This window comes from Nonomuraea ceibae, assembly GCF_019396325.1.
GTDB classification, from domain to species: domain Bacteria; phylum Actinomycetota; class Actinomycetes; order Streptosporangiales; family Streptosporangiaceae; genus Nonomuraea; species Nonomuraea ceibae.
This window is the reverse complement of sequence record NZ_JAHKRO010000038.1, coordinates 38,873-64,491: the sequence shown is the minus strand read 5'-3', so window position 1 is coordinate 64,491 and position 25,619 is coordinate 38,873. Positions and strand designations below refer to the sequence as shown.

22 protein-coding genes and 1 tRNA gene are annotated in these 25,619 nt (G+C 74.1%); 7 read left to right on the top strand and 16 right to left on the bottom strand.

Going from position 1 to position 25,619, the window contains the following annotated elements; translation table 11 throughout:
- Positions 1 to 23: 23 nt before the first annotated feature.
- From nirD to KME80_RS23450, 6 genes are all read right to left on the bottom strand, one after another.
- Positions 24 to 350, bottom strand: a complete 327-nt coding sequence (nirD, locus tag KME80_RS23475; RefSeq protein ID WP_219508273.1) for a nitrite reductase small subunit NirD — start codon at positions 348 to 350, stop codon at positions 24 to 26.
- Positions 347 to 2,776 carry a nitrite reductase large subunit NirB gene (gene nirB, locus KME80_RS23470; RefSeq protein WP_219508272.1) on the bottom strand — a complete coding sequence of 810 codons (2,430 nt, stop codon included), beginning with the start codon at positions 2,774 to 2,776 and terminating at the stop codon, positions 347 to 349. The genes nirD and nirB overlap by 4 nt, the downstream gene beginning before the upstream one ends.
- Positions 2,773 to 4,167 carry an FAD-dependent oxidoreductase gene (locus KME80_RS23465; RefSeq protein ID WP_219508271.1) on the bottom strand — a complete coding sequence of 465 codons (1,395 nt, stop codon included), beginning with the start codon at positions 4,165 to 4,167 and terminating at the stop codon, positions 2,773 to 2,775. The genes nirB and KME80_RS23465 overlap by 4 nt, the downstream gene beginning before the upstream one ends.
- The gene (locus KME80_RS23460; protein WP_219508270.1) at positions 4,164 to 6,191 is read right to left on the bottom strand and encodes a molybdopterin oxidoreductase family protein; all 2,028 of its coding nucleotides are present in this window, start codon (positions 6,189 to 6,191) and stop codon (positions 4,164 to 4,166) included. Before KME80_RS23460 ends, KME80_RS23465 begins: the two co-directional genes overlap by 4 nt.
- A gap of 3 nt (positions 6,192 to 6,194) precedes the next feature.
- Positions 6,195 to 7,505, bottom strand: coding sequence for an MFS transporter (locus KME80_RS23455; protein WP_219508269.1), 1,311 nt, complete (start codon positions 7,503 to 7,505; stop codon positions 6,195 to 6,197).
- Between the two features lie 141 nt (positions 7,506 to 7,646).
- Entirely contained in the window at positions 7,647 to 8,777 is a 1,131-nt protein-coding gene (locus KME80_RS23450; RefSeq protein ID WP_219508268.1) for an epoxide hydrolase family protein, read from the bottom strand.
- A 54-nt stretch (positions 8,778 to 8,831) separates the two neighbouring features.
- On the opposite strand from KME80_RS23450, the gene KME80_RS23445 reads away from it, so the two are divergent.
- The 3 genes from KME80_RS23445 (at position 8,832) to KME80_RS23435 (ending at position 10,929) form a co-directional block, all read left to right on the top strand.
- Complete coding sequence (locus KME80_RS23445; protein WP_219508267.1) at positions 8,832 to 9,797, top strand: helix-turn-helix transcriptional regulator; 966 nt, start codon at positions 8,832 to 8,834, stop codon at positions 9,795 to 9,797.
- A gap of 24 nt (positions 9,798 to 9,821) precedes the next feature.
- Positions 9,822 to 10,118, top strand: coding sequence for a hypothetical protein (locus KME80_RS23440; RefSeq protein ID WP_219508266.1), 297 nt, complete (start codon positions 9,822 to 9,824; stop codon positions 10,116 to 10,118).
- 259 nt (positions 10,119 to 10,377) lie between these two features.
- Positions 10,378 to 10,929, top strand: coding sequence for a hypothetical protein (locus KME80_RS23435; RefSeq protein WP_219508265.1), 552 nt, complete (start codon positions 10,378 to 10,380; stop codon positions 10,927 to 10,929).
- Between the two features lie 89 nt (positions 10,930 to 11,018).
- Here the strand turns inward: KME80_RS23435 and KME80_RS23430 are convergent, their stop codons facing one another.
- A complete protein-coding gene (locus tag KME80_RS23430) occupies positions 11,019 to 11,825 on the bottom strand; it encodes an alpha/beta fold hydrolase (RefSeq protein WP_219508264.1) in 807 nt (268 codons plus the stop codon).
- A gap of 55 nt (positions 11,826 to 11,880) precedes the next feature.
- On the opposite strand from KME80_RS23430, the gene KME80_RS23425 reads away from it, so the two are divergent.
- A complete protein-coding gene (locus tag KME80_RS23425; protein ID WP_219508263.1) occupies positions 11,881 to 12,504 on the top strand; it encodes a TetR/AcrR family transcriptional regulator C-terminal domain-containing protein in 624 nt (207 codons plus the stop codon).
- Between the two features lie 116 nt (positions 12,505 to 12,620).
- Here the strand turns inward: KME80_RS23425 and KME80_RS23420 are convergent, their stop codons facing one another.
- The 3 genes from KME80_RS23420 to KME80_RS23410 form a co-directional block, all read right to left on the bottom strand.
- Positions 12,621 to 13,538: a hypothetical protein gene (locus KME80_RS23420; RefSeq protein ID WP_219508262.1), complete on the bottom strand. Its 918-nt coding sequence runs from the start codon at positions 13,536 to 13,538 to the stop codon at positions 12,621 to 12,623.
- A gap of 257 nt (positions 13,539 to 13,795) precedes the next feature.
- Entirely contained in the window at positions 13,796 to 14,833 is a 1,038-nt protein-coding gene (locus KME80_RS23415; RefSeq protein WP_219508261.1) for an ROK family protein, read from the bottom strand.
- Complete coding sequence (locus KME80_RS23410; protein WP_219508260.1) at positions 14,830 to 15,489, bottom strand: N-acetylmannosamine-6-phosphate 2-epimerase; 660 nt, start codon at positions 15,487 to 15,489, stop codon at positions 14,830 to 14,832. Before KME80_RS23410 ends, KME80_RS23415 begins: the two co-directional genes overlap by 4 nt.
- A gap of 96 nt (positions 15,490 to 15,585) precedes the next feature.
- Between KME80_RS23410 and KME80_RS23405 the strand changes: the two genes are divergently transcribed.
- Positions 15,586 to 16,296 carry a GntR family transcriptional regulator gene (locus tag KME80_RS23405; RefSeq protein WP_219508259.1) on the top strand — a complete coding sequence of 237 codons (711 nt, stop codon included), beginning with the start codon at positions 15,586 to 15,588 and terminating at the stop codon, positions 16,294 to 16,296.
- Positions 16,297 to 16,300: 4 nt separating this feature from the next.
- Here KME80_RS23405 and KME80_RS23400 read toward each other — a convergent pair whose 3' ends face one another.
- Positions 16,301 to 16,777, bottom strand: coding sequence for a GNAT family N-acetyltransferase (locus tag KME80_RS23400; RefSeq protein ID WP_219508258.1), 477 nt, complete (start codon positions 16,775 to 16,777; stop codon positions 16,301 to 16,303).
- 137 nt (positions 16,778 to 16,914) lie between these two features.
- On the opposite strand from KME80_RS23400, the gene KME80_RS23395 reads away from it, so the two are divergent.
- Positions 16,915 to 18,621 (top strand): hypothetical protein, encoded by a 1,707-nt coding sequence (locus tag KME80_RS23395; RefSeq protein WP_219508257.1) that lies wholly within the window; start codon positions 16,915 to 16,917, stop codon positions 18,619 to 18,621.
- Here the strand turns inward: KME80_RS23395 and KME80_RS23390 are convergent.
- From KME80_RS23390 to KME80_RS23380, 3 genes are all read right to left on the bottom strand, one after another.
- Positions 18,619 to 18,692 (bottom strand) — tRNA-Met (locus KME80_RS23390). The genes KME80_RS23395 and KME80_RS23390 overlap by 3 nt on opposite strands.
- 31 nt (positions 18,693 to 18,723) lie before the next feature.
- Positions 18,724 to 20,682, bottom strand: coding sequence for an elongation factor G (locus KME80_RS23385; protein WP_246645563.1), 1,959 nt, complete (start codon positions 20,680 to 20,682; stop codon positions 18,724 to 18,726).
- Between the two features lie 152 nt (positions 20,683 to 20,834).
- Entirely contained in the window at positions 20,835 to 21,287 is a 453-nt protein-coding gene (locus KME80_RS23380; RefSeq protein WP_219508255.1) for a VOC family protein, read from the bottom strand.
- 156 nt (positions 21,288 to 21,443) lie between these two features.
- On the opposite strand from KME80_RS23380, the gene KME80_RS23375 reads away from it, so the two are divergent.
- Complete coding sequence (locus KME80_RS23375) at positions 21,444 to 21,776, top strand: putative quinol monooxygenase (protein ID WP_219508254.1); 333 nt, start codon at positions 21,444 to 21,446, stop codon at positions 21,774 to 21,776.
- On the opposite strand, the gene KME80_RS23370 is transcribed toward KME80_RS23375, so the two are convergent.
- Both KME80_RS23370 and KME80_RS23365 read right to left on the bottom strand, forming a co-directional pair.
- Positions 21,709 to 24,987: a helicase HerA domain-containing protein gene (locus KME80_RS23370; protein ID WP_219508253.1), complete on the bottom strand. Its 3,279-nt coding sequence runs from the start codon at positions 24,985 to 24,987 to the stop codon at positions 21,709 to 21,711. The genes KME80_RS23375 and KME80_RS23370 overlap by 68 nt on opposite strands.
- On the bottom strand, positions 24,984 to 25,619 hold the full coding sequence (locus KME80_RS23365; RefSeq protein ID WP_219508252.1) for a hypothetical protein: 636 nt from the start codon (positions 25,617 to 25,619) through the stop codon (positions 24,984 to 24,986). Before KME80_RS23365 ends, KME80_RS23370 begins: the two co-directional genes overlap by 4 nt.

The following is a 25,619-nucleotide window of genomic DNA, read 5'->3' as shown; positions in this document are numbered from 1 at the left end:
CTGAATGCCCGGGGCTCCACCCGTTAAACGCTCACGGCCACCTGCACGAGGTCGCCGTCGAGCCGGACGTGGTAGACGGGCACGGCGATGTCGGGCTCGTCCAGGCAGTGTCCGGTGACCAGCGAGAACACCTGTTTGTGCAGCGGCGAGGCGACGGTCGGCTCGCCCTTCCTGGTGCCGACGATGCCGCGCGAGAGCACGTACGCGCCGCTGAACGGGTCGAGGTTGCCGAGCGCGTGCACGGAGCCGTCGTGGGTGCGGAAGAGCGCCACCTGGCGGTCGCCGACGAGCGCGCACACGCCGCGCTCGGGCAGCAGGTTCTGGTAGCCGCAGACGTCCACCCAGGTCATCGGGTCACCACCGGCTTGATCTGGCCGCGCTCGGCGGCGAACACGATGGACGGGTCGGGCACGCCCGGCGCGTTGACGAAGCTGACGAACCGGGAGAGCTTGTCCGGATCGTCCAGGGTCGCCCGCCATTCGTCGACGTAGGTGGCGACGTGCCGCTCCATGTGGGCGTCGAGGTCGGCGCAGATGCCGAGCGCGTCGTCGACGATCACCGAGCGCAGGTAGCCGAGGCCGCCGTCGAGCGACTCCAGCCAGGCGGAGGTGCGTTGCAGCCGGTCGGCGGTGCGGATGTAGAACATGAGGAACCGGTCGATGGTCCTGATGAGCTCGTCGGTGGTGAGGTCGCCGGCGAGCAGGTCGGCGTGGCGGGGCTTGAAGCCGCCGTTGCCGCCGACGTACAGGTTCCAGCCCTGTTCGGTGGCGATGATCCCGAAGTCCTTGGAGCGGGCCTCGGCGCACTCGCGGGCGCAGCCGGAGACCGCCGACTTCAGCTTGTGCGGCGAGCGCAGGCCCCGGTAGCGCAGCTCCAGCGCGATGGCCAGGCCGACGGAGTCCTGCACGCCGTAGCGGCACCAGGTGGAGCCGACGCACGACTTGACCGTGCGCAGCGCCTTGCCGTAGGCGTGGCCGGACTCGAACCCGGCCTCGACGAGCCGCCGCCAGATCTCCGGAAGCTGTTCGACGCGGGCGCCGAGCAGGTCGATCCGCTGCCCGCCGGTGATCTTCGTGTAGAGGCCGAAGTCGCGGGCGACCTCGCCGATGACGATGAGCTTGTCCGGGGTGATCTCGCCGCCGGGGATGCGCGGGACGACCGAGTACGTGCCGTTCTTCTGGATGTTGGCGAGGAAGTGGTCGTTGGTGTCCTGGAGCGCGGCGCGCTCGCCGTCGAGGACGTGCCCGTTGTGCAGGGAGGCGAGGATGGAGGCGACGGCCGGCTTGCAGATGTCGCAGCCCCGGCCCTGCCCGTGCTGGGCGATGAGCTCGGAGAACGTGGTGATGCCGCGCACCCGGACGATGTCGAACAGCTCGGCGCGGGAGTGGGCGAAGTGCTCGCACAGGTTCTTGCTGACCTCGACGCCGGACTTCTCCAGGAGCTGCTTGAGCATGGGCACGCAGCTTCCGCAGGTGGTGCCGGCGCGGGTGCACGCCTTGAGCGCGGGCACGTCGGCGCAGCCCCGGTCGGTGACGGCGGCGCGCACCTCGCCCGCGCTGACGTTGTTGCACGAGCACACCTGGGCGTCGTCGGGCAGGTCGAGGTTCGCGCCGCCGCCGGTGAACAGCAGGTCGGACGGCGGCGCGGGCAGCGGCTTGCCGACGAACGAGCGCAGCGAGGTGTACGGGGCGGCGTCGCCGACGCAGATGCCGCCGAGCAGGGTCCGGGCGTCGTCGCTGATGAACAGCTTCTTGTAGACGCCGGCGACCGGGTCCATGTAGGTGACGTCGAGCGCCCCGGTCATGGCGCCGAACTGGGCGACCTCGACGCCGAGCAGCTTGAGCCTGGTGGACAGGTCGGCGCCGTCGAACGTGCCGTCGCCGCCCATGATCCGGTCGGCGGCGACCTCGGCCATGGTGAAGCACGGCCCGACGAGCCCGTACACCATGCCGCCGGCCAGCGCGCACTCGCCGATGGCGTAGATCGACGGGTCGGAGGTGCGCATGCCGGGGTCGACGACGACGCCGCCGCGCTCCCCCACCTCCAGCCCGCAGGCCCTGGCCAGCTCGTCGCGCGGCCTGATGCCGGCGGAGAAGACGACGACCTGGGCCTCGATCAGCGTGCCGCCGGGCGTGCGCAGGCCGGCCACCCGGCCCCGGTCGTCGGTGACGATCTCCTGGACGCCCGAGCCGGCGTGCACGCTCAGCCCGAGCCGTTCGATGTGCGACCTGAGCACCGAGCCGCCGCCCTCGTCGACCTGGCGGGGCATGAGCCACGGGCTCATCTCGACGATGTGGGTGCGCAGGCCGAGGGAGCGCAGCGCGTCGGCCGCCTCCAGGCCGAGCAGCCCGCCGCCGACGACGACGCCGTCAGCGGCCTCCTTGGCGGCCAGCCGGATCGCGTCCAGGTCGTCGATCGTGCGGTAGACGAAGGCGTGCCCGGCCCCCGGCACCGGCGGCACGAACGGCGCCGACCCGGTGGCGAGCACAAGCACGTCGTACGGCTCCGGCTCGCCGCCCTCGACGGTGACCACGCGGGCCTGCCGGTCGATGCCGGTGACGCGGCTGTTCAGCCTGGTCACCGCCCCGGACGGCACCGGGTAGGCGAGGTCCTCGGCGCTCACGCCCGACAGGTACGAGGTCAGCGCCACCCGGTCGTAGGCCGGGCGGGGCTCCTCCCCGATGACCGTGACGCGCCCGTCGAAGCCGCGCTGGAGCAGCGCCTCCACGAGCCGGTGTGCTGCCGGGCCGAACCCGGCCACGACGATCTTCTTCATGCGGAGACCCCTTCCTGTTCGCACAGCCAGCCGACGATGCCCGCGACGGCGTCACGGCAGGTGCCGCAGCCGGTCGTGGCGCGGGTGGCGGCGGCCACCCCGGCCACGTCCCTGGCGCCCGCCTCCCAGCAGGCCCTGATCTGGCCCTTGGTCACGTTGTTGCACTGGCACACCTTGGCCGCGTCGGGCATGAGCACCGGGCTGTCGGCGACCGGCGCGGCCGACAGCCCGGGGAACAGCAGGCCGGCCCGGTCACCGGGCACCGGCCCGCCGCGGTCGAAGAGCTGGGTGAGCGTGCCGACGGCGTCGCTGTCGCCCAGCAGGATCGCCCCGACCAGGCGGTCGTCGCGGATGACGAGCTTGCGGTAGGTGCCCCTGGCGCGGTGGCTGAAGCGGACCACCTCGGCGTGCTCGTCGGTGAGCTGGGTCTCGCCCATGGCGGCCAGCTCGACGCTGCTCGCCTTGAGCCGGGTGACCAGGCGCGAGCCCCGGTAGCGCGCCTTGCCCCCGGTGATCACGTCGGCGGCCACGGACGCCTGCTCCCAGGCGGGCGCGACCAGCCCGTACACGGTGCCGTCGTGCTCGGCGCACTCGCCGATCGCGAAGATCGACGGGTCGTCGGTGCGCAGCTCGTCGTCCACGACGACGCCGCGCCGCACCTCCAGCCCGGCCTCGGCGGCGAGCGCGGTCAGCGGGCGGACGCCGCAGGCGAGCACGACCAGGTCGCCCTCGACGAGCTCGCCGCCGGCCAGCCGGACGCCCGTCTCCTCGACGGACGCGGCGGACACGCCGGTGCGGGTCTCGACGCCGAGCCCGGCCAGCGTCTCGCCGAGCAGCAGCCCGGCCTCGGCGTCGAGCTGGCGTTCCATCAGATGGCCGGCCAGGTGCAGCAGCGTCACGGGCAGGCCGCGCCCGGCCAGCCCGCGGGCGGCCTCGACGCCGAGCAGCCCGCCGCCGACGACGACGGCGCGGCGGCTGTGCTCGGCGGCCTTGAGGATGCGCTCGCAGTCGTCGAGCGTGCGGAACGGGACGGCCCGCGCCACGCCGGGGATCGGCGGCACGACCGCCTCGCTGCCGGTGGCGAGCACGAGCAGGTCGTACGGCTCGCGGCGGCCGTCGGCGGTGTGCACGGCGCGGGCCTCCCGGTCGATCCAGGCGACCTCGCCGCCGAGCACGGCCTCGACCCGGTTGGCGGCGTACCAGGACAGGTCGTGCAGGCCGAGCTGTTCGGGCCTGGCCTTGCCGGCGAGCACGTTCGACAGCAGCACCCGGTTGTAGGGGCGGCCGGGCTCGGCGCCGAACACGGTGATCGTCATCCGCGGGTCGCGCGCCCGGACCTCGCCGACCAGCCGGGAGCCGGCCATGCCGTTGCCGACCACGACGAGCCTCATGAGACCCGCTCCACCCGTACGGCGCAGACCTTGAACTCCGGCATCCGGGACGCGGGGTCGAGCGCGGGGTTGGTCAGCCGGTTCGCCCCCTCCCAGTGAAAGGGCATGAACACGGTGTCGCTCCTGATCGCGTCGCTGATCCTGGCCACCGCCTCGTCCGTGCCGCGCCTGCTGGTCACCCGCACCAGGTCGCCCGCCTCGATCGCCAGCCGTTCGGCCAGGTCGGGGTGGAGCTCCACGTACGGGTGCGGCGAGGCGGCGGTCAGGGAGGCGATCCTGCGGGTCTGCGCGCCGCTCTGGTAGTGGGCGAGCACGCGGCCCGTCGTCAGATGGACGGGGTAGTCGTCGTCGACCTCCTCGGCCGGAGGCCGGTGCTCGACGGGCACGAACCTGGCCCGGCCGTCGGGCGTGGGGAAGGAGTCCAGGAACGGCCGGGGCGTGCCGGCGTGCTCCGGCTCCGGGCAGGGCCAGAACACGCCGGTCTCGCCGGCGATCCGCTCGTAGGTGATGCCCGCGTAGTCGGCCGTGCCGCCGGCGCTGGCGCGGCGCAGCTCCTCGAACACCTCGGCGGGGTCGTCGGCGAAGTCGTGGCCGAGCCGGCGGGCCAGCCCGGCGATCACCTCCAGGTCGCCGCGGACGCCGGGCGGCGGCGCGAGCGCCCGGCGGCGCAGCAGGACGCGGCCTTCGAGGTTCGTCATCGTGCCGGTCTCCTCGGCCCACTGGGTGACCGGGAGCACCACGTCGGCCAGCGCCGCCGTCTCCGACATCACCACGTCGCAGACGACGAGCAGGTCCAGCGCCCGCAGCCGGGCGGCGATCCTGGACGAATCCGGCGCGGACACGACGGGGTTGGAGCCGAACAGCAGCATCGCGCGCGGCCCGCCGGGCGTGCCCAGCGCGTCCAGCAGCTCGTACGCCGACCGTCCCGGCCCCGGCAGGTCCTCCGGCCGCACCCCCCACACGCCCGCGACGTGCTCGCGCGCCGCCGGGTCGTCGATCCTGCGGTAGCCGGGGAGCTGGTCGGCCTTCTGCCCGTGCTCGCGGCCGCCCTGGCCGTTGCCCTGCCCGGTGAGGCACCCGTACCCGGAGCCGGGCCTGCCGGGCAGGCCGAGCGCGAGCGCCAGGTTGACGAACGCGCTCACGGTGTCGGTGCCCTTGGCGTGCTGCTCGGCGCCGCGCCCGGTGAGCACGTACGCGTTCCTCGCGAACGCCAGCGCGCGCACGGCCTCGCGCATGCGCTGGACCGGCACGCCGGTGACGCGCTCGACCCGCTCGGGCCACCAGGAGGCCAGCGAGGTGCGCACGGCCTCGAACCCGGTCGTGCGCCCGGCCACGTACGAGGCGTCGACCAGGTCCTCGGCCACGGCCAGGTGCAGCAGGCCGAGCGCGAGCGCCAGGTCGGTGCCGGGCGCGGGCCGCAGGTGCAGCCAGGCCAGCCGGGCGGTCGCGGTGCGGCGCGGGTCGATCACGACGAGCCGCGCGCCCTCCAGGTGGCGCACGAACGGCGGCATCGTCTCGGCCGGGTTCGCGCCCGCCAGCAGCACCACGTCGGCCCCGGCCAGGTCGGTGACGGGGAACGGCATCCCCCGGTCCATGCCGAACGCGCGGATCGACGCGGCGGCGGCCGACGACATGCAGAAGCGGCCGTTGTAGTCGATCTGGCTGGTGCCGAGCGCGACCCGGGCGAGCTTGCCGAGCAGGTACGCCTTCTCGTTGGTGAGCCCGCCCCCGCCGAACACGGCCACGGCGTCGGGGCCGTGCTCGTCCCTGAGAGCGATGAGGCGCGCCGCCACGTGGTCGAGCGCCTCCTCCCAGGACACCGGGTTCCCGTGCAGGAGCGGGCCGGTCAGCCGCTCACCGTTGGTGAGGAGCTCGGCGGCGGTCCAGCCCTTCTGGCAGAGCGCGCCGCCGGCGTTGGCCGGGACGTCGGCCCGGGGGGTGATCGTGATCCCGGTCCCCTCGGCGCCGATCGCCATCCCGCACTGCAGGGCGCAGTACGGGCAGTGGGTGTCGACGGTGGTCATCGCTCACACCCGCGCATGGGCGAGGGAGGCGATCCGGGTCACGCCGACGGTGCGCGTGTAGCACCACCAGGTCAGCGCGAAGCAGGCGGCGTAGAAGGCGCCGAACGCGGCGAACGCCACCGCCGGGCTGCCCGTCGCGGCGAACGACATGCCGAACGCCCGGTTGATGAGGAACCCGCCGAGCGCGCCGACCGCGGAGATGATCCCGATGGCCGCCGACGCCTGCCGTCTGCCGTGCAGCAGCGCCTCCTCGCCGGTGCCGCGCTCGGCGACCGCCTTGGCCTGGAAGATGGCCGGGATCATCCGGTACGTGGACCCGTTCCCGATCCCGGCCGTCAGGAAGAGAACCTGGAAGGCGAGGAAGAACGGCCAGAAGCCGCCGGACGCCGAGGCGAGCCAGACGAGCACGACGCCCGCGCCCATGGCGGCGAAGTTCCACAGGGTGACCGGCGCGCCGCCGAGCCGGTCGGCCAGCCAGCCGCCCACCGGCCTGATCAGCGACCCGGCCAGCGGCCCGGCGAACGCCACCGCCGCCCACGGCGCGTCCGGGAACAGGCTCATGCTCAGCAGCGGGAACGCCGTCGCGTAGCCGATGAACGAGCCGAACGTGCCCACGTACAGGAACGACAGGATCCACGTCTGGGCGCGGCCCGCCACCGCGAGCTGCTCGCGCGGGCTCGCCTTGGCGCTGGACAGGTTGTCCATGAAGAAGTAGGCGCAGCCGGCGGCCACCACGATGAACGGCACCCAGAACCAGCCCGCCGCCGCCAGCCCGAACGCCCCGATCACCAGCGGCATCACGAGCTGCACCGAGCTGACGCCGATGTTGCCGCCCGCCGCGTTCAGCCCGAGCGCCACGCCCTGGCGGGCGCGCGGGTAGAAGTAGGTGATGTTGGCCATGCTGGAGGCGAAGTTCCCGCCGCCGACGCCGGCGACGGCCGCGATGGCCAGGAACGCCCAGTACGGGGTGTCCGGGCTGCTCACCGCCACGCCGAGCAGCACCGCCGGGACGATCAGCAGCAGCGCGCTCGCCACCGTGAAGTTGCGCCCGCCGAACCTGGCCGGTCCGAACGTGTACGGCACCCGCAGCGCCGAGCCGACCAGGTTCGGCACCGCCACGAGCCAGAAGAGCTGGTCGGTCGAGAAGTCGTAGGCGCCCATCCGGGCGGCCACGATGCTCCAGAGCGTCCAGACGGTGAAGCCGAGATGCTCGGCCAGGATCGAGAAGACGAGGTTCCGGCGGGCGACCTTCCGGCCCGTGTGCTGCCAGAAGGCCGCGTCGTCGGGATGCCACTCGGCGATCCAGCGCGTCATCGTTCCTCCTACGTTCTGGTGAGGTCGAACGTAGGAACCCGGCGTTACGCACATGGACGGTCCGTGGCTGTGCGCCGGTTACATGTGACTCACCCGGGCAACACGCAATACATATGCGTCACGCCGGAAACATGCTGGTAATCAGCCCCGCAGGGCCCGGAAGAAGGCCCGCACGTCCTCGGTGAGCGCCTGCGGCTGCTCCAGCGCGGCGAAGTGCCCGCCGTGCGCGAACTCCGACCAGTGCACGATCGTGTCGGTCCGCTCGGCCAGCGCGCGGACCGGCTTGACGTAGTCGTGGGCGAACACCGCCACGCCCGTCGGCGTCGGCGAGCGCTCCGGCATGCTCCACGCGTGCGCGAACTCCCAGTAGATCTGCGCCGCCGAGTCGGCCGTGTTCGTCAGCCAGTAGAGCGACACGTTCGTGAGCAGCCGGTCGCGGTCCACGCCGTTCTCGGTCCACTCGGCGAACTTCTCCGCGATCCAGGCGAGCTGCCCCACCGGCGAGTCGGCCAGCCCGAACGCGAGCGTCTGCGGCCGGGTCGACTGGATCGCCAGGTAGCCGCCCAGCTCGCCCGTGAAGCGCTCCAGCCCGGCCAGCCTGGCTTGGTCCTCCTCGCCGAGCTCGGCCTGCTCCGCCGGGTCGCCGTGGGGGAAGGTCATGAGGTAGTTCACGTGCACGCCGATCACGCGCCCGGCGTCGACCCGGCCCAGCTCCCGCGACACGCCCGACCCCCAGTCGCCGCCCTGCGCGCCGTAGCGGTCGTAGCCGAGCCTGGCCATCAGCGTGGCCCAGGCGCGGGCGATCCGCTCCAGCGTCCAGCCCGGGCCGGCCAGCGGCGCGGAGAAGCCGAACCCCGGCAGCGACGGGACGACCAGGTGGAAGGCGTCGGCCGGGTCGCCGCCGTGCGCCCTCGGGTCGGTCAGCGGGCCGATCACGTCCAGGAACTCCACCACCGAGCCCGGCCAGCCGTGCGTCAGGACCAGCGGCGTGGCGTCTGGCTCCGGCGAGCGGACGTGCAGGAAGTGGATGACCTGGCCGTCGATCGTGGTGACGTACTGCGGAAGGGCGTTGAGCCGCTTCTCGTGCAGGCGCCAGTCGTAGTCCGTGGCCCAGTGCTCGGCCAGCTCCGCCAGCGCCGCGACCGGCAGGCCGCGCTCCGGCCCTGCCCCCGGCGTCTGCACCGGCAGCCGGGCCCGGCCCAGCCGCTCGCGCAGGTCGTCCAGGTCCGCCTGGGGGATGTCGATGCGGAAGTCCCTGATCTCTTCGCTCATGACCCCACCGTCGCAGCCCTTGTGGCAAAGTCCTTGCCTGGATTGAATGCGGGCATGCTGGGAACCTCCGCGCGGCTGCTGCGCCTGCTCTCACTGCTCCAGGCCAGGGCCGACTGGACCGGCGCCGAGCTGGCCGAACGGCTGGAGGTCAGCCCGCGCACCGTCCGCTACGACATCGGCAAACTGCGCAGCCTCGGCTACCCGGTGCACGCCGCGCCCGGCGTCGCCGGCGGCTACCGGCTCGGCGCGGGCGCCAAACTGCCGCCGCTGCTGCTCGACGACGAGGAGGCCGTCGCCGTCGCCGTCGCGCTGCGCACCGCCGGGGCGTTCGAGGAGACCGCGCTGCGCGCCCTGGTCAAGCTCGAACAGGTACTCCCCGCCCGCCTGCGCCACCGCGTCCAGGCGCTGCACCGGCACACCGTGTCGCTCCGGCCGCCCGGCACGCCCGTCGCCACCGGCACGCTGACGGCCGTCGCCGCCGCCTGCCGCGACCGGCACCGGCTCCGGTTCGACTACCGCACCCACACCGGTGACGGACGCGTCCGCGACGTCGAACCGTACAAGCTCGTCCACACCGGACGGCGCTGGTACCTGATCGCCTGGGACGTGCACCGTGCCGGCTGGCGCACCTTCCGGGTCGACCGGATGACGGTACGCACCCCGCACGGCCCCCGCTTCACCCCCCGCGCCGCGCCGCCGGCGGACGTGGTGCCGCAGGGCGTCGACACGGCGCTCATGCGGCACCGCGCGACCGTCACCGTGCACGCGCCCGTCGCCGTCGTCCGCGCCCTGCTGCCCCCGTCCGTCGCCGTCGAGCCGCGCGGCGACCACGCCTGCGCGGTCCACGCGGGCGGCGACACGCCGATGCGGCTCGCGCTGCACATCCTCATGCTCGACGCCGACTTCCACGTCGACGGCCCGCCCGAGCTCCTGGCCGCCTTCCGCACCCTGTCGGAACGCGCCGGCCGAGCCTCCATCCCCCAGCAGCCAGGAACGATTACGGAAGGTCACGCGGGGTAACAGCATCACAGCAAGGGGGGAATCATGATCAAAACGCTCCACAAGATGGGCATTAAGTCAAACCACTGCTATCTGGCCGGTATCGCTTCCATTGGGCTGGCCTTCGCCACCTGGATGACGTCCAAGAACGTCGAGAACGCGGGCATGGACCGCGCCGACCGGTGGGGGATCTTCATCGGCCAGTGGGCACCGACGCTGTTCTGCATGGGCGTGGCGCTCCGCATCGAGGAGACCCACGGGCCGGACGCGCAGACGGAGGAGGAGATGTACGGCCACACCGGCCGCCAGTCGGAGAGGATCCGGGCAGGCGCCGGCGTGTGAACACCAGGCAGGCCATGTCCTTCACCGGACATGGCCTGCTCCCCCACCCGCTGACCGATTCCGTGGTCGCCAACCCCCAAGGACCTCACTTCGTTCGGACGTCTTCCCGGCTTTCGCCGCACCCTTGGCCGATTCGGCACGGCAGGCGTCGAACCCGCATACCCGGGACGAGACCTACCCGCTCCCGCAAGATCACGGCCTCGGACTCCCTGGCATGATTGTCCGTTGCTCGTGGAACCAAACCTGGCGGGACACAGCGATGCCACACACCTCACCCCTGACCGCGGCTCTCGTCGCCGCCACGCTGCCGCCCGCGCGGCTGCCTCAGCCTGGTTCGGTGGTGGCGGTCGCGAGGTGGCGGAGCGCCGAGGGGCTCGGCGCGGTGCTCTCCGTACGGCACAGGCGTGACGGCGTGCTGGCCTCGGACGTCGCCGTCGCAGTGCGCACGGACGAGGGCGCCTGGCGGGACCTGGGCGTCTCCTCCGGCTCCAGCGGCTACCCGGACGTCTTCTCCCCCTCCCCCGGCCCGCCGGACGCGGCGCTGCTCGGCATGGCCGAGACGTGGATCTCGGACCAAGATTTCAGGGGTGGTGCGGAGGCTCCGCTGCGCCTGTTCGAGCTCCGGCTCTCCGCCTCGGTCACCTCGGTCGTCTGCGAGACGGCGTCGTCGCGCGCCGTGCAGGAGATCTCGCCGCTGCATTTCTGCCTCGTGGGCGTCCTGGGCGACGAGCCCGCGACCGTGCACGTCCACAGGGGCGCGAACCTGGTGGACGGCATCCCCCTCCACCCCGCCTGGACCCCCTGGCGCTGATCCCCCGGCAGCGCGACACACTCGGCCGACCCGGGCGCCGGTGCATGGCTACGTTGCGATCGGCTCGCTGCGGAGCCGGCTCCTGGGGCCTACGCATTCCCGGGGGCGGTGAGGACTTCCGTGGCGAGGGTTTCGATGACGTGGGCGACCTCGGCCGGGGCGCGGAGGTGGGCGCTGTGTCCCTGGCCGCGCAGGGTGACGCGGCGGGCGTTCGGGAGGCGGCGTTCGAGGGCGTCGAGGCGGGCGGCCAGGTGGGCGGGGCTGCGGTCGCCGCCGAGCAGGACGACGGGGGCGTCGATGGCGGCGTACGCGTCGAGGCGGTCGCCGAGGTCGTCGATCGCCTCGAGGTCGTCGATCTGCCGGGGCGCCAGGGCCCGCATCCTGGGCGCGGCCGCCACGTACAGGCCGACGAGGCGGGAGGCGAACGGCGGGATGCCGACGACGTCGCGGACGAAGATCTCGATGGCCTTGCCGGGGCGGCCGGCGTCGGCGAGGGCGCGGGTGCGGGCGGTGGCCTCGCCGCCGAGCGGGGGGCCGGTGACGATGGGGGGTTCGTAGAGGACCGCGCCCGCGAACGCGCCGGGGGCGGCGGCGAGCGCCTCCAGGACGGCGACGCCGCCGGAGGAGTGGCCGGCGAGCAGCACCGGGCCGCCGAGTGCCGCCGCCGCCACGCGGACGTCGTCGGCCTCCTGGGCCATGGTGCAGCGGGGGCGCAGGTCGAGGCGGTACTGGCGGCGGTGGATCCGGACGACCCGGTGGCGGGGGCTGAGCAGGCGGGCGACCTTGTGCCATTGCGAACCGTCGTCCAGGCCCGCGTGCACCACGAGGACGGCGGGGCCACGGCCCTCGTCGGTGGCGTGTATGCCGGCGCCGTCGGGGGTGGGGATGGTGAGCACGGTGCCTCCTTAGCAACGCTAAGGGCGACTTTAGCATTGCTAAGGTAGGGCGTCGATGGGCGAGAACAGGCGGGGCGCGCTGTCCCCACAGGTGCTGGTCGAGACCGCGTTGCGGCTGCTGGACGAGGTCGGGCTCGACGGGCTGACCGTGCGCAGGCTGGCCGCCGAGCTGGGCGTGCGGTCACCGGCGCTCTACTGGCACATCCGCACCAAGCAGGAGCTTCTGGACGGGATGGCCGACGCGATCGTGCTGGCGGCGGGCATGGGGCCGCCGGGCGCGGACGAGACGTGGCAGGAGTGGCTGGCCCGGCGCGCCCGCGCGTACCGGCGCTGCCTGCTCGCGCACCGCGACAGCGCCCGCATCGTCGCCGGGGCCACGCGGCTCGGCGCGGAGACGGTCGCGAGGTTCGACGAGGAGCTGGCGGAGCTGGTCAGGCGCGGGTTCGGGCCGGTGCTCGCGTTGCGGGCGATCACCCACGTCACCCACTACGTCAACGGGTTCGTGCTGCAGGAGCAGGCGGAACGCCCCGAGAGCGGGCAGCCGGCCGGGCCGCCCGGCGAGACGCTGGCGGCGGCGCTGCGCGAAGGGGACAGCCCGCTGGGTGAAGAGGCGTTCGAGCACGGCCTGCGCACGCTCGTCGCGGGCATCGAGGCGGCTCTGGAGGAAGGTCAGCGGTAGGGGTCGGTGATCTCGCGGAGGCGGGTCAGGGCGTGGCGGAGCCGGTCGGTTCCGCGTCTGCCGAGGTGGCGGGCGGGGGCGACGCGGCGGCACGGTCACCGGCCCGGCGCGGACGGTCATCGGGTGGTACGTGGCACCCAGCCCAGGAACGTGCCCTCGGGGCAGTGCGTGGCCAGGGCCGCCGCGATCGAGCCGTGCAGGTGGGCGTCGCCGGGCAGGGCGAGGTGGCGCTCGCCGGGCTCGTCGTGGAACGACAGGTCGAGCCGGGCCCCCGGGTAGCGGCGGACGCCGTCGACGGTCTTCGCTTCGCCGGTGTACGAGAGGGCGGCCGAACGGATTCTGGGCCAGGGGTGCTCGTTGATGCCGCGTTCGGTGACGGTCAGGACGCCCAGGGCCTTGGCGCGCAGATTGATCCGGATATATCCGGCGATGCCGATGATCACGACGAGCACCACGCCGGCCATGAACGCGAGGTAGTCCGGCGCGTCCACCCCCCGGTCCTCGGGCAGCGTCGCGCCGATCACCCCGACGACGACCAGCACGGCGACGGAGATGACGAGCATCAGGCAGCCGAACATCCCCCGGCCCTGCCTGAGCGCGGCGCCCCGCAGGTCGAACGCGGTCCCGTCAGGCGGCTGCCGCACCACCCGCACCCTGGTCGTGGAACGGCTCCACCGCTTGACGTCCTCGCGCCCCAGCAGCAGCCCGCCCGCGACGCCGCACAGCGCGGCCCCGGCCCCGATCCCCTGCGACGGATACACCCCGCCACCGGAGATCCCTGCGGCGAGCACCGCGCCCACGAGCAGGACCGAGCCGATCCCGAGCACCGCCACGCGCATCAGCCCGATCGCCATCGGCCCGCCCAGCCACACCCGGGCGAGCCAGAAGCACCAGACCGAGCTCCAGAACACCCCGGCGAAGATCTCGAACGGCGCGGCGGCGGTCCCCCACACGAGCACGGCGCCGCCGGCGAGACCCAGCCAGAACACGGCGAGCAGCCCGGCAGCCAGCCGAAGAGCGGGGGGACGCGGCATGCGCGGCATCCTAACCGGCCCCGGGCCGCCACCACGCCCCGCCGAGGCCCGTCCGCAGCTACGGGAGCCGCCCCTGGGAGACGACCGTTCGGGCGAGCTCGGCGCGGGGGCGGCCCACGAGGCGCGGGGCGGTCCGTACGGGCGCGCGCCCCCGTACGGACGAGAGCTCGTACGTACGGGGGGCGGTCCGTACGCGCGCGGTCCGTACGGGCGGGTGGTTGCCCGGATCTCGGCCTGCTGCGGCCAGGACGGGCTGGTCAGGAGGGTGGGGGGAGGGCGGTCAGGCCGGCGCCGATGAGGCCCGCCTGGTCGGTGAGGGCCGCCGGGTGGATCGGGGCGCGGCGGGGGCCGGGCAGGGCGTCGGCGCGGTAGGCCAGGCGGAGCGGGTCCAGCAGGAGGGGGCCGAGTCGCGAGACACCGCCCGCGATCACGATCACGTCGGGGTCCAGGAGGTTGGCGGCGCCCGCGAGCGTACGGCCCAGGAGGGTCGCGGCGGTGGTGATCACCTGGGTGGCGCGCGGGTCGCCGGATCGGGCCAGGGCGGCGATGGCGGCCAAATCGAGGCGGTCGCCGGTCAGCTCGCGGCCTGTCAGTTCGTGGTACGTGCGCTCGATCGCGGGGCCTGAGGCGTGGGCTTCGATGTGGTCCGTCGCGCCGCACGAGCACTTGCGACCGGCGACCAGGGCGGAGGCCGGGGCGGGGAGGTGGCCGAGGGCGCCCGCGGTGCCCGTGGGGCCGGGGTACGTGGTGCCGCCGGTCACCAGGGCGCCGCCGATGCCGGTGCCGACGGCGACGACCAGGGCAGTGCGGGCGCCCCGGGCGGCGCCGAGGCGGGCTTCGGCGGTTCCGGCGGCGTGGCAGTCGTTCACCACGGCCACCGGAAGGCCGAGGGCGTGCCCGGCGATGGACCTGACGTCGGTGCCGGCCCAGCCGGTGAGCAGGTCGGTGGCGCTGGAGATGCGTCCGCCGGCGTCGACCACGCCGGCCGTCGCGATGCCGCACGCCACCACCCGGTCACCGCCGAGGGCCAGCAGGGGCCGGACGCAGTCCAGGACGGCTGCCATGATGGCCTCGCCGCCGTCGGCCGCCGGGGTGGGCGTGCGCCGCTCGCCGGTCAGCCGCCCGGCGGCGTCCACCAGCCCGGCCGCGATCTTGGTGCCGCCGATGTCCACCGCCACGGCCAGCGCCCCGCCACCATCACTGAAAGCCCGGGAGCCGACGCCGGGCGCCTCGGAACGAATGCCCGGCTCCCCACCGCGGTCCCAGGACAGGTCGCCTGGCCGGTTCGCCGTCATCGGGAGGCTGCCGGGGTGGCGTGGGTGAGGCGGGCGGTGAGGGACACCGGGTCGGTGATCGCGCCGCCGGCCACGACGGCCCACGCCCCGGCCTCGAACGCGCGCCGTACCTGGTCCTCGGTCCGGTAGCGCCCCTCGGCGACGACCCGCACGCCGTGCCCGGCGAGGGCGGCGACGAGGGCGAGGTCGGGGTCGTCGGGCGTGGGGAGCTGGGCGGCGGTGTAGCCGGACAGGGTGGTGCCGACCACGGCGGCGCCCGCGTCCCAGGCGGCGAGGCCCTCGTCGAGGGTGGAGACGTCGGCCATCACGGGCACGAACGCGCGCACGGCCGCGACCAGCTCGGCGTCGGCGGGCGATTCGCGGGTCAAATCGACGGCGACCATCGCGGCCCCGGCCGCCGCCAGGTCGCGGGCGAGGCCGAGGGTGGGGGTGATGAGGTGGCGGTGCGCGTACGGGATCTTGTGCAGGCCGATGACCGGGAGCGCGGTGTGGCGCCGGACGGCGCGGATGTCGGCGGCGGAGTTGATCCGGAGCCCGGCTGCGCCGCCGAGTTCGGCGCAGCGGGCGAGCCGGGCGATGGTCTCGGGGTCGCGCAGCGGGTGCCCGTCGGGCGCCTGGCAGGAGACGACGAGGCCGCCCCGGATCTGTTCCAGCATGGTTGTATAGCCCAATCCACCTGATCCCCCACGACAAGGGGGATTCGCTCGGCGAAATGGTATAGCCCAATTCTGGGGAGGGCTAGACTGCCCGCTGTGAACGAGGAGGCGGAGGGCAAGTCGGCACGGCTGCGCCGGCATCTGCTCTCGCTGCTGGGCGACGAGCTGGCCCCGCACGACCGGCTGCCGACCGAGCGCAGTCTGGCGGAGGAGTTCGGGGCGAGCCGGTTGACGGTGCGGCTGGTGCTCGACCAGCTTGAGCGGGAGGGCCGCGTCTACCGGGTGCAGGGCTCGGGGACGTTCGCGAGCGAGCCGCGCATCGCCAAGTCGGTGGAGCTGACCTCGTTCAGCGAGGACATGCGGGCGCGGGGGCTGCGGCCGGGGTCGCTGGCGGTGACGGAGGAACGCATCCCGGCCGGGGCGGAGGTCGGCTACGCGCTGGGCATCAGCCCGTCGGCCGAGGTGCTGCACGTGCGGCGGGTGCGTACGGCCGACGGCGAGCCGATCTGCCTGGAGCACTCCTACCTGCCGTCGGCGCTGGTGCCGGGCACGCTGGGCGAGGCGTTGCGCGGCTCGCTGTACGAGGAGCTGGCCGGGCACGGGCTGGCCCCGCGCCGGGCCGAGCAGACGATCAGGGCGACGGTGCTGGACCCGGCCGACGCGCGGGAATTGCGGGTGGCGGCGTTCTCGCCGGCGTTCCTGGTGCAGCGGACGGCCTACGACGCGCGCGGCCGGGCGGTCGAGCGCGCGCTGTCGCTCTATCGGGCCGACCGCTACTCCTACGAGCTGACGATCTACCGGGACTGACCGGCTACCGGGACTGACCGGCGAAGGTCGTCAGGGCGTCGCCCGAGAGCCGGTAGCGGATCCACTCGTCGCACGGCTCGGCGCCGATCGACCGGTAGAAGTCGATCGACGGCTGGTTCCAGTCGAGCACCGACCATTCGAACCGCTCGTAGCCGCGCTCGACGCCGATGCGGGCCAGCTCCGTCATGAGCGCCTTGCCGTGCCCGCCGCCCCGGCTCTCCGGCCGAACGTACAGATCCTCCAGATAGATCCCGTACGTCCCGGTCCAGGTGGAGAAGCTGAGGAACCACAGCGCGAAGCCGACGACCTGCCCGTCGCTCTCGGCGACGTGGGCGTATGCCGCCGGGGAGTCGCCGAACAGCGCGTCCTTCAGCCGCTCGTCGGTGAGCTTGACCTCGTGCAGGGATTTCTCGTATTCGGCCAGGTCGCGGACCAGCTGGTTGATCACGGGCACGTCGTCGGGAGTGGCGGGGCGAATCATGTGCGCAAGCGTATGACACCTGCGCGCCTACCCTTTTCGCCCGTCCCCGTGCGACGATGCGCAGGCGTGGTGTGCGCCGGGGGGCGGGGGGCCTGTTGGGATGGCGTGCGCGCGCGTTCCCGGGAGGTGGCTGTTCGGTGGGGGGCGTGGATCTGGCCCGCTGTGACGACGGCGCGTTCGCGATCACCGCGGGCGAGCGGGCGCTGTACGAGGAGGGCGACTTACGGGCCGCGCGGCGCTGCTTCGAGGCGGCGCACGGCCGGGCCGAGGCGAGCGGCGACCGTGCCGCGCTGGCGCGGGCGGCGCTCGGGCTGGGCGGGATCTGGGTGCAGGAGCACCGGCCGGGCCCGCGTCAGGAGACGGTACGGGCGCGGCAGCGGCGGGCGCTGGCGCTGGTCGGCCCGCGCTCCCCGCTGGCGCTGCGGCTGCGGATCAGGATGCGCGGCGAGGACGACTACCGGGCGGGCGAGCACGCCGGGACCCTGCGCCTGCTGGAGGAGGCGAGGGCGGCGGGTGACCCGGTGGCGCTCGCGGAGGCGCTGAGCCTGGCGCACCACTGCCTGCTGGGCCCGGCCCACGCGGGCACGCGGCTGGCGCTGGCGTCGGAGCTGACGGGCGTGGCCGCGCGCACCGGGCGGCGCGGCGACCTGCTCATGGGGCTGATGTGGCGGACGGTCGACCTGTTCAAGGCGGCCGATCCGCAGGCGGAGCCGTCGCTGCGGGAGCTGCGGGCGGCGCTGGCGGCGGGCGACCATCTGGCGGTCGGGTTCGTGGCGCGGGCGGCGGAGGTGATGCTCGCGACGCGGGCGGGCCGGTTCGAGGAGGCGGAGGCGCTGGCGGGCGCGTGCGCGCAGCGGGGCGCGGAGGCGGGGCACGTGGACGCGCCCGGCTGGTACGGCGAGCAGCTCGGCGCCATCCGCTGGTTCCAAGGGCGGGCGGGCGAGCTGGTGCCGTCGCTGCGCGAGCTGGCCGGGTCGCCGACGCTCAGCCCGGTGGACCACGCGGTGGCGGCGAGCCTGGCCGTGTCCGCCGCGACGGCCGGCGATCACCGGACGGCGGCGGGGGTGCTGGCCCGGTTGCGCGGCCAGAACCTGCCGCGTTCGGGAAGCTGGCTGGCGACGCTCTACTTCCTGACCGAGGCCGCGTACCTGCTGCGTGACACGGGCACGGCGGCGCGGGCCCGCGAGCTGCTGGCGCCCTACGCGGGGCTGCCGGCTGTGGCCGGGCCGGGCGTGACGTGTCTCGGCTCGGTGCGGCACTCGCTGGGGATGGCGGCGCTGACGACCGGCGACGTGGACGGCGCGGTGGCGGAGCTGCGCGCGGCGGTGCGCGACAACGTGGCGCTGGGCCACCGGCCCGCCGCGGCGCTGTCGCGGCACCGGCTCGCGCAGGCGCTGGCGCTGCGCCACGGCCTCGACGACGAGGCAGCCCGCCGGGAGCGGTCGGCCGCCGCCGAGGAGGCCAGGGAGCTGGGCATGATGCTGCCCGCCGGGCCGGGCGCGTGCCGGATCGAGCCGCACGGCAGGCAGTGGCGGGTGACGCTGGGCGGGCGGCGCACGCTCGTCGCCGACAGCGTCGGCATGCGTCACCTGGCCGTCCTGGTGGCGCGGCCGGGCCGGGAGGTCCCGGCGGCCGACCTGGTCGAGGAGGACCGGGCGGGCGGCGGGGAGCGGGCCAGGATCGCCGTCGGCAAGGCGGTCAGGCGGGCGCTGGCGCGGATCGCGGAGGCGGACCCGGTCATCGGCGTGGAGCTGCGGGCCGCCGTGCGGACGGGGGCCCGCTGCGCCTATCTGCCGGGAAACGACGAGATCCCGCCCAACCGGACGGGATCTCGTGAAGAGTAGCGGGGGAAGGATTTGAACCTACGACCTTCGGGTTATGAGCCCGACGAGCTACCGAACTGCTCTACCCCGCGTCGACTCCTCAACTGTATCGCACTTCCGGACCTACACGAGCCGGATCACGTGAAGCAGATACTCCTTCCGGTTGAGCGGGTTGTGGTCGGTGCGCGGCCGGGCGGGCGCGGGGCCGCGCACCTCCTGGTAGGAGTCGAACGCGCTCTCCAGCATCCCCTCCCCCCGGGTGAGCCCCGGCAGCCGCTGCTCCAGCTCGTGCACCCGGGCCGCCGGGATCACCCCGTCCACCCGGTACGCGCTCCCGGCGGGCCCGGCGGCGCCCGGCACGCCGCCGAGGCGGGCCAGCTCGGCCAGCACGGCGGCGGAGGCGTCGGCCGGCAGCTCCAGCGCGAAGCGGTGCATCGGCTCGTACACGCGGGTGCCGGCCCGCTTCAGCGCGTCCATGAGCACCAGCGGCGTCAGGTGGCGGAAGTCTCCGGCGGTGCTCGACATGCTCTTGTCGAACCCGCCGTGCGCGCTGCTCTGCCTGGCCCAGTAGCCGGAGTGCGTGAGCGTGACCACGCAGTCGAGCACCTGCCAGCCGTACAGCCCCTGGCCCAGGGTCTCGCGGACGGTGTCCTCGACGGCCCGCATGAACGTGTACGGCATCGAGCCCAGCTCCACCTCCAGCCTGAAGTCCACGCCTGACCCGATCGGCGCGGGCTCGACGCGCAGCCCGACGGTGCCGAGGAACGGATTGCCGCCCTTGCCGATCAGCTCCACGGCCGCGCCGGTGCCCGCGGGGCGCTCGACGCAGATCGTGGTGGTCTCGCGGAAGGTGACGCCGAGCCCGTACTCGGCGGCCAGCGTCTCCTGGATGACCTCCTTCTGCACCTCGCCGTACAGGGAGACGGAGATCTCCTGGCGCACGTCGTCCTGGCGCAGGTTGATCAGTGGGTCCTGCTCGGCGAGCTGGGAGAGCGCGGCGTGCAGGGCGGCCCGGCCGGACGGGTCGCCCGGCACGACGACGGTCTCCAGCGTGGGCGGCGCGAAGTGCTGCCGGGCGAGCCGCGGGGGCCGTCCGACGGCGTCGCCGATCCGCACCTCGGTGAGCCCGTGCAGCCGGGCGATGCGCCCCGCCTCGACGGCCGGGGCGCGGACGGCCGAGCCCCGGTCGAACAGCGCGATCGACGTCACCTTGCCCTCCCGGCCGTCGCCGAACGGCACGACGTCCCGTACGCGGACCGTGCCGGAGAACAGCCGCACGTAGGCGGCCTTCTCCCCGGCCGGCCCGCGCTCGACCTTGAACACGGTGCCGGAGAGCGGCCCGCCGGCGTCGCCGCGCGCGGCCGGGAGCAGGTCGCGGATGCCGCCGATCAGCTCGGGGACGCCCGCGCCGGTGATGGCCGAGCCGAGGAACACCGGGTGCGCGAGCGCCCGCCGCGTCTGCCCGGCCAGCGCCCGGCGCAGCCGCCGGTACGGGACGGGCGTGCCCTCCACGTACGCGGCCAGCAGCGCGTCGTCGTGCTCGGCGAGCGTCTCGGCCAGGGCGTCGTCCGCGTCGCCCGGCCCGTACGGGACGAACCGGGCGTCGCGCCGGCCCTCGCCCGTGACGGCGCCCATCGCGACGCTCGCCGGGGCGAGCTTGGCCGCGATGTCGCGCAGCACGCCCGCGCAGCGCGCCCCGCCCCGGTCGATCTTGTTGACGAAGATCAGCACGGGGATGCCGAGCCGCCGCAGCGTCCGCATCAGCACGCGGGTCTGCGCCTGGACGCCCTCGACGGCGGACACGACGAGCACCGCGCCGTCGAGCACGCCGAGCACCCGTTCGACCTCGGCGATGAAGTCGGGGTGGCCGGGCGTGTCGATGAGGTTGACCGTCACGTCGCCCAGCGGGAAGGAGACGACGGCGGACTTGATGGTGATGCCGCGCCGGCGTTCGAGGGCGAGGGAGTCGGTCTGGGTGTTGCCGTCGTCGACGCTGCCGAGCTCGTCGATGACTCCGGCGGCGTGCAGCAGCCGCTCGGTCAGGCTGGTCTTACCGGCGTCTACATGCGCAAGGACGCCCAAATTCAGAAATTTCACGAACCGCCATGTCCTCTGAGTGGATGGAAGTGCTCAGCTGGGGGGACATGGTTGTGGCTCGCATCGTGAAGCTCCTCCGCTCGTCGGTGTCCCGGCAGCACACCAGATCGGCGGCCGCCGGGACAACAGGTTTTACCTCAGCCCGCGGCGGCTTCGAGCAGACCCTTCACCTCGATCTTGTTCATGCCGAGCATGGCCTGCGCGACCCTGGCCGCGACCGCCGGGTCAGGGCCGCCCATCAGGTCCGGCAGGGCGCGCGGGATGATCTGCCAGGACAGGCCGTAGCGGTCCTTGAGCCAGCCGCACCGGCCCTCCTCGCCGCCCTCCGTCAGCCGGGCCCACAGCTCGTCGACCTCCTCCTGCGACGCGCAGTCCACGTACAGGGAGGTCGCCTCGCTGAACTCCTTGCCCGGTCCCCCGTTCAGCGCGATGTGACGCTGCCCGGCCAGCTCGAACGTCACCGTCATCGCCGCGCCCCCCGGCACCCGCTGGACGTCCACGATCCGCGAGTCCGGCAGGAGCGAGGTGTAGAAGGTGGCCGCCTCCTCGGCCTGGTCGTCGAACCACAGGAATGTCGTGACCTTCTGCATGACGTCGTCCTCTCGTGAGGGGGAACCTCCCCCTCACCAGCGCGTCGAACGACCGGCCGCCGGATCGACACGCGACCGGAGAAGTTTTCCGCCGGGCGCGTCACGGCAGGTCAGGCCACCCGCCATACGATCGTCCCCTAGACCTGAGGAGGCCCGATGATTTTCATCACCGCGAAGTTCCGCGTACTGCCCGAGTCCGCCGCCAGGTGGGCGGAGATCACCGCCGAGTTCACCGCCGCCACCCGGGCCGAGCCCGGCTGCCTGTGGTTCGACTGGTCGCGCAGCCTCGACGACCCGAACGAGTACGTGCTCGTCGAGGCGTTCCGCGACGACGAGGCCGGCGCCGCGCACGTCCGGTCGGACCACTTCCGCGAGGCGCAGCGGACGCTGCCGCCGCACCTCGCGGAGACCCCGCGGATCGTCAACACGACGATCGCGCAGGACGGCTGGTCCGAGCTGGGGGAGATGGCCGTGCCGCCCGCGCGATGACCTCCTCCGTCGTGAGCGGCGCCCTGGGGTGGTGGCTCAGGCACATCGGCACCCGCGTCCTGACCGGGCCCCGCCCCTCCAGCGCCACGTAGAACTCCCCGGACCGCAACCGCGACACGTCGGGCACGTCGCCGCCCTTCGCCCGCGCCATCTCGCGGGCCGCGCCGATCTGGATGGGCGCGTTCAGCAGGCCGAAGAACTGGGTGGCGGCGTTGCCGGGGATCTGGTTGTGCAGCCCCTTCGGCGCCTGCGTGGCGAAGACCAGGCCGAGCCCGTACTTGCGGGCCTGCGACGCCAGCGCCAGCGTGCTGCGCAGGCACGCGGTGACACCACCGGCCGCCGGGGCGAACGTCTGCGCCTCGTCCATCACGAACAGGCCGCCCAGCGGCCGGTCACCCGCCGGGTTCTTCTTGACCCAGGCGAACAGCGCAAGCTGCAACTGGCTGACGAAGCTCTGCCGCTGCTCGTCCCCCGGCAGGCCCGCCAGGCTCACCACCGACACGCGGGCCCGCCTGCCCGGCGGCGGCGTCAGCAGCAGGCCAGGGTCCACCGGCGTCCCCTCGCCGCCGAACAGCGGATCGTTGTCCATCGCCGCCCGCAGCGACTGGGCCAGATCCGCGGCGATGCGCTCCGCGTCCGCCAGCTCGCTCACGCCCTCCGGCAGCGCCGCCAGCATCCCGGCCAGGCCGCGCAACGTCGTCCCGCCCCGCCGCCCGTACCATTCGAGCGCCTTGCGCAGCACCGCCTGGCCGCGCTGCGCCTTCACGGTCTGCGCGGTCAGCTTCAGCCTCGGGGCCACGGCCGCCATCGCGGCCTCCACCGCCTCGCCGAACTCGTCCGGATCGGCGGCCACCCCGGCCAGGTCGGGCAGCGGCTGGAAGCTCAACGGCCGGCCCGCCGCCCGCCTCGGCGTCCACACCACCACATCGGTGCCCGCCAGATACGCCTCCGCCTTGCGCTCGTCGCCCTCCGCCCAGCCCTCCGGCCGCTCCGGCCACCGGTCCCCCAGCCTCGCCAGGTCGTTGTTCGGGTCGAGCACGATGGCCGACACACCCCGCAGCGCGCACTCCTCCACCAGCCGCCGGATCAGCACCGTCTTGCCGGAGCCGGTGCCGGCGAAGATCGCCACATGCTTCCTGAGCCCCTCCAACTGCACCCGCACCCCGACGTCCACGTACTCCCCACCGTCGAAATCCCCGGAAACGGGCACACCCGACACGACGGGAGCGGGCGCGGCCGTCTGCGGCCCCGCCCCTCCCGCAGCGGGCGCCCCCAGCGCGCCCCCACCCGAACCGGACGCAGCCGCTCCAGGAGCGGGGGCGGGCGCCTCCGGCGTGCCACCGCCCGGACCGGACGGCGCCACCCCGGGTGTGGACGCATCGGACTGGGGCGGTTCGGGGGGAACGGTCCAGGGGCCGGTGAGGGCTTGGGTGAGGAAGGCGATGGCGGACGTGGGACGGCGGGTGGTGAGCCAGGAAGCGAGCCCCGGCGGGTTCTCGGCCAGCAGCGCCTTGAGCGCCGCCAGGACCTTGAGGTCGCCGCGCGTCACGGGCAGGGTGCGCCCTCCGGCGTGCTCGAAGGCCGCGATCGCCTCCTTGGTGCGCACCCCGGGAGACCAGGGCGCGTTGCGCAGCAGGAAGAGCCGCCGCTTGGGCACGCGCGGATCCAGCCCGGCGGCGACGGACGCCTTGCGCACCCGGTTGAGCGCCGCGTTCCCGTGGGCGGCGCTGACCGCGCGGAACGCCCAGTGCGCCTCGTCCTCGGTCTCCTCGTCGAGCGTGTGCCGCAGCCGGGCGTGCAGCGGCGGCTTGGCGCTGGGCGGCGGGTCGACGCTGAACGCCTTGCCCGCTTCGCCGCGTTCGCCGATCCAGGCGGCCAGCCCCGCCGCGAGGAGCGCGGGGACGATGACGTCCTCGGTCGCGGCGTCGAGCTCCGGCGGCTCGGCGGCGTCGCGCAGCCGGGCGAACCGCGTGTCGATCGCCGCGAGCAGGCCCGCGTCGGGGACGGGACTCTGACGCGTCGTGCCGGTGCCGGATCCGGTGAGCCGGGTCAGCTCGCGGACCTGCCCGTCCTGTACGCAGCCCTGGACGTGGTCGTCGATCGTGATGAGCAGTTGCCGGGGCGTGAACCCGGGCGCCTGCTCGAACGCCTCCGGCCGGACGGGCCAGGTCGGGTACGGCGGCTCGAACCCGGCGGCGGCGTACTGCACCTCGAACCGCCGCGCCACGAGCCGCGCCGCCGTCTGCGCGTCGGGCAGGGTCTTGAGCTGCACGGCCTGCCGGAACCGGTCCCGTACGGTGTCGACGGCCACCTTCTCGATCAGCGTCCAGGTCGCAGGCAGGCAGGTGACGACGGTGAGCGTGCGCCGGGTGACCTCGCGCAGATCCATGAGCCCGCCGGCGATCCGTTCGATCATGGCCGATTCGCCCGGCTCGCGGGCGAGCGGATCGGTGGCGATGGGCGACTGGGCGACGAGCGCGTCGATCTGGTCGACGGCGACGATGGCGGGCCCGGTGAGGGCCAGCAGCCGCGAGACGTCCCTGACGATCTCCTGCGGCGTGCGGTCGACCTGCCGGATGCCCCAGCGGGCCCGCTCGCCGGGTTCGCCCTCGGGGGCCGACGACAGGAACGCCTCGCCGAGGTCCTGCAGCGCGAGGTCGTCGGACGCGTACAGCACCAGGGCCCGCGCCGTGTCCTGCGCCTGGCTGCCGACCTGCCGGTCGAGCCGGCGCAGCGCCGTGACGAACCGGTCCAGCACCTCCCGGGTGACGGCCTTCCTGCCGCTGACGGCGCGCCGTTCCATCCGGGACAGGTCGGCCGCCGAGGCCAGCCGCGTCAGGAACAGGCCGAGCTGGCTCTGCCCTTCGGCGGCGTCGCGGGACAGGCTGTCCAGGACGGACACGACGGTGCTCTCCCAGAAGCCCTTGGCGTCGAGCAGGCCGACGAGGACGAAGTAGCCGCCGCGGCGTTGCGCCTGTTCGCGTACCCAGCCGAGCAGGTGGGTCTTGCCGGTGCCGCGCTGCCCCTGGACGACGACGCCGATCGGGCTGGTGTCGCGCCCCTCGGCGGCCTCGGTCAGGCCGGTGAGCACGATCCCGGCGGACGGCCCGTGCAGCCCGTCCACGTGGTGGTCGGAGTGCCGCCAGACGTCGTCGGCGCCCTCGGCGTAGTTGAAGCGGAGCGCCGCCAGGGCCGCGGCCCCGGCCGTCACTGCCCGATCCACAGCAGGTGCTTGTCCTGCTCGCCGATGCGGACGGCGGCCTCGCGGTCCTGCGGGCTGAGCGTCTTCTGGTTGGACTCGGGGACGAGGTTGACGTCGGCGAGGCGTTCCATGCGGGTCAGCGTCCCGTCGAGCGCCTCCCTCGGCACGTCGCCGAGCAGCGCCCGCAGCCGCGTCAGGCTCACCCACGCGCCGGGCGAGGCCGCGAGCCGGGTGTAGGCGTCCCGGACCCGCCCCTCCACGTCCGCGCTCTCCCCCGGCGGCTGCGGCTCCAGCGGCTGGAAGACGTCGGCGAGCCGCTGGTCGGTACGCTCCAGGAACTCCGGCAGCCAGCCGAGCAGCGCCCGCGCGATCACCCCCGACGAGCCGCCGAACACCGGCAGCCGCCCCGCGCGCAGGTCCTCCCCCAGCCGCGCCCAGCCCGCGTCGGTGAGCACGTGCGCGAACCCGCGCCCCTGCTTCCAGCTGTCGACCAGCTTCAGCTCATTGAGCTTGACCCGCTTCTTCCCGTCGATCGACAGCCCGCGCCGCGCCTTGAGCTCCGTGTTGGAGATCTCCCGGGCCTCGACCGCCAGCGCCACCAGCGCCGAGAACTCGGGCAGCGACAGGGCCTTGTCTGACAT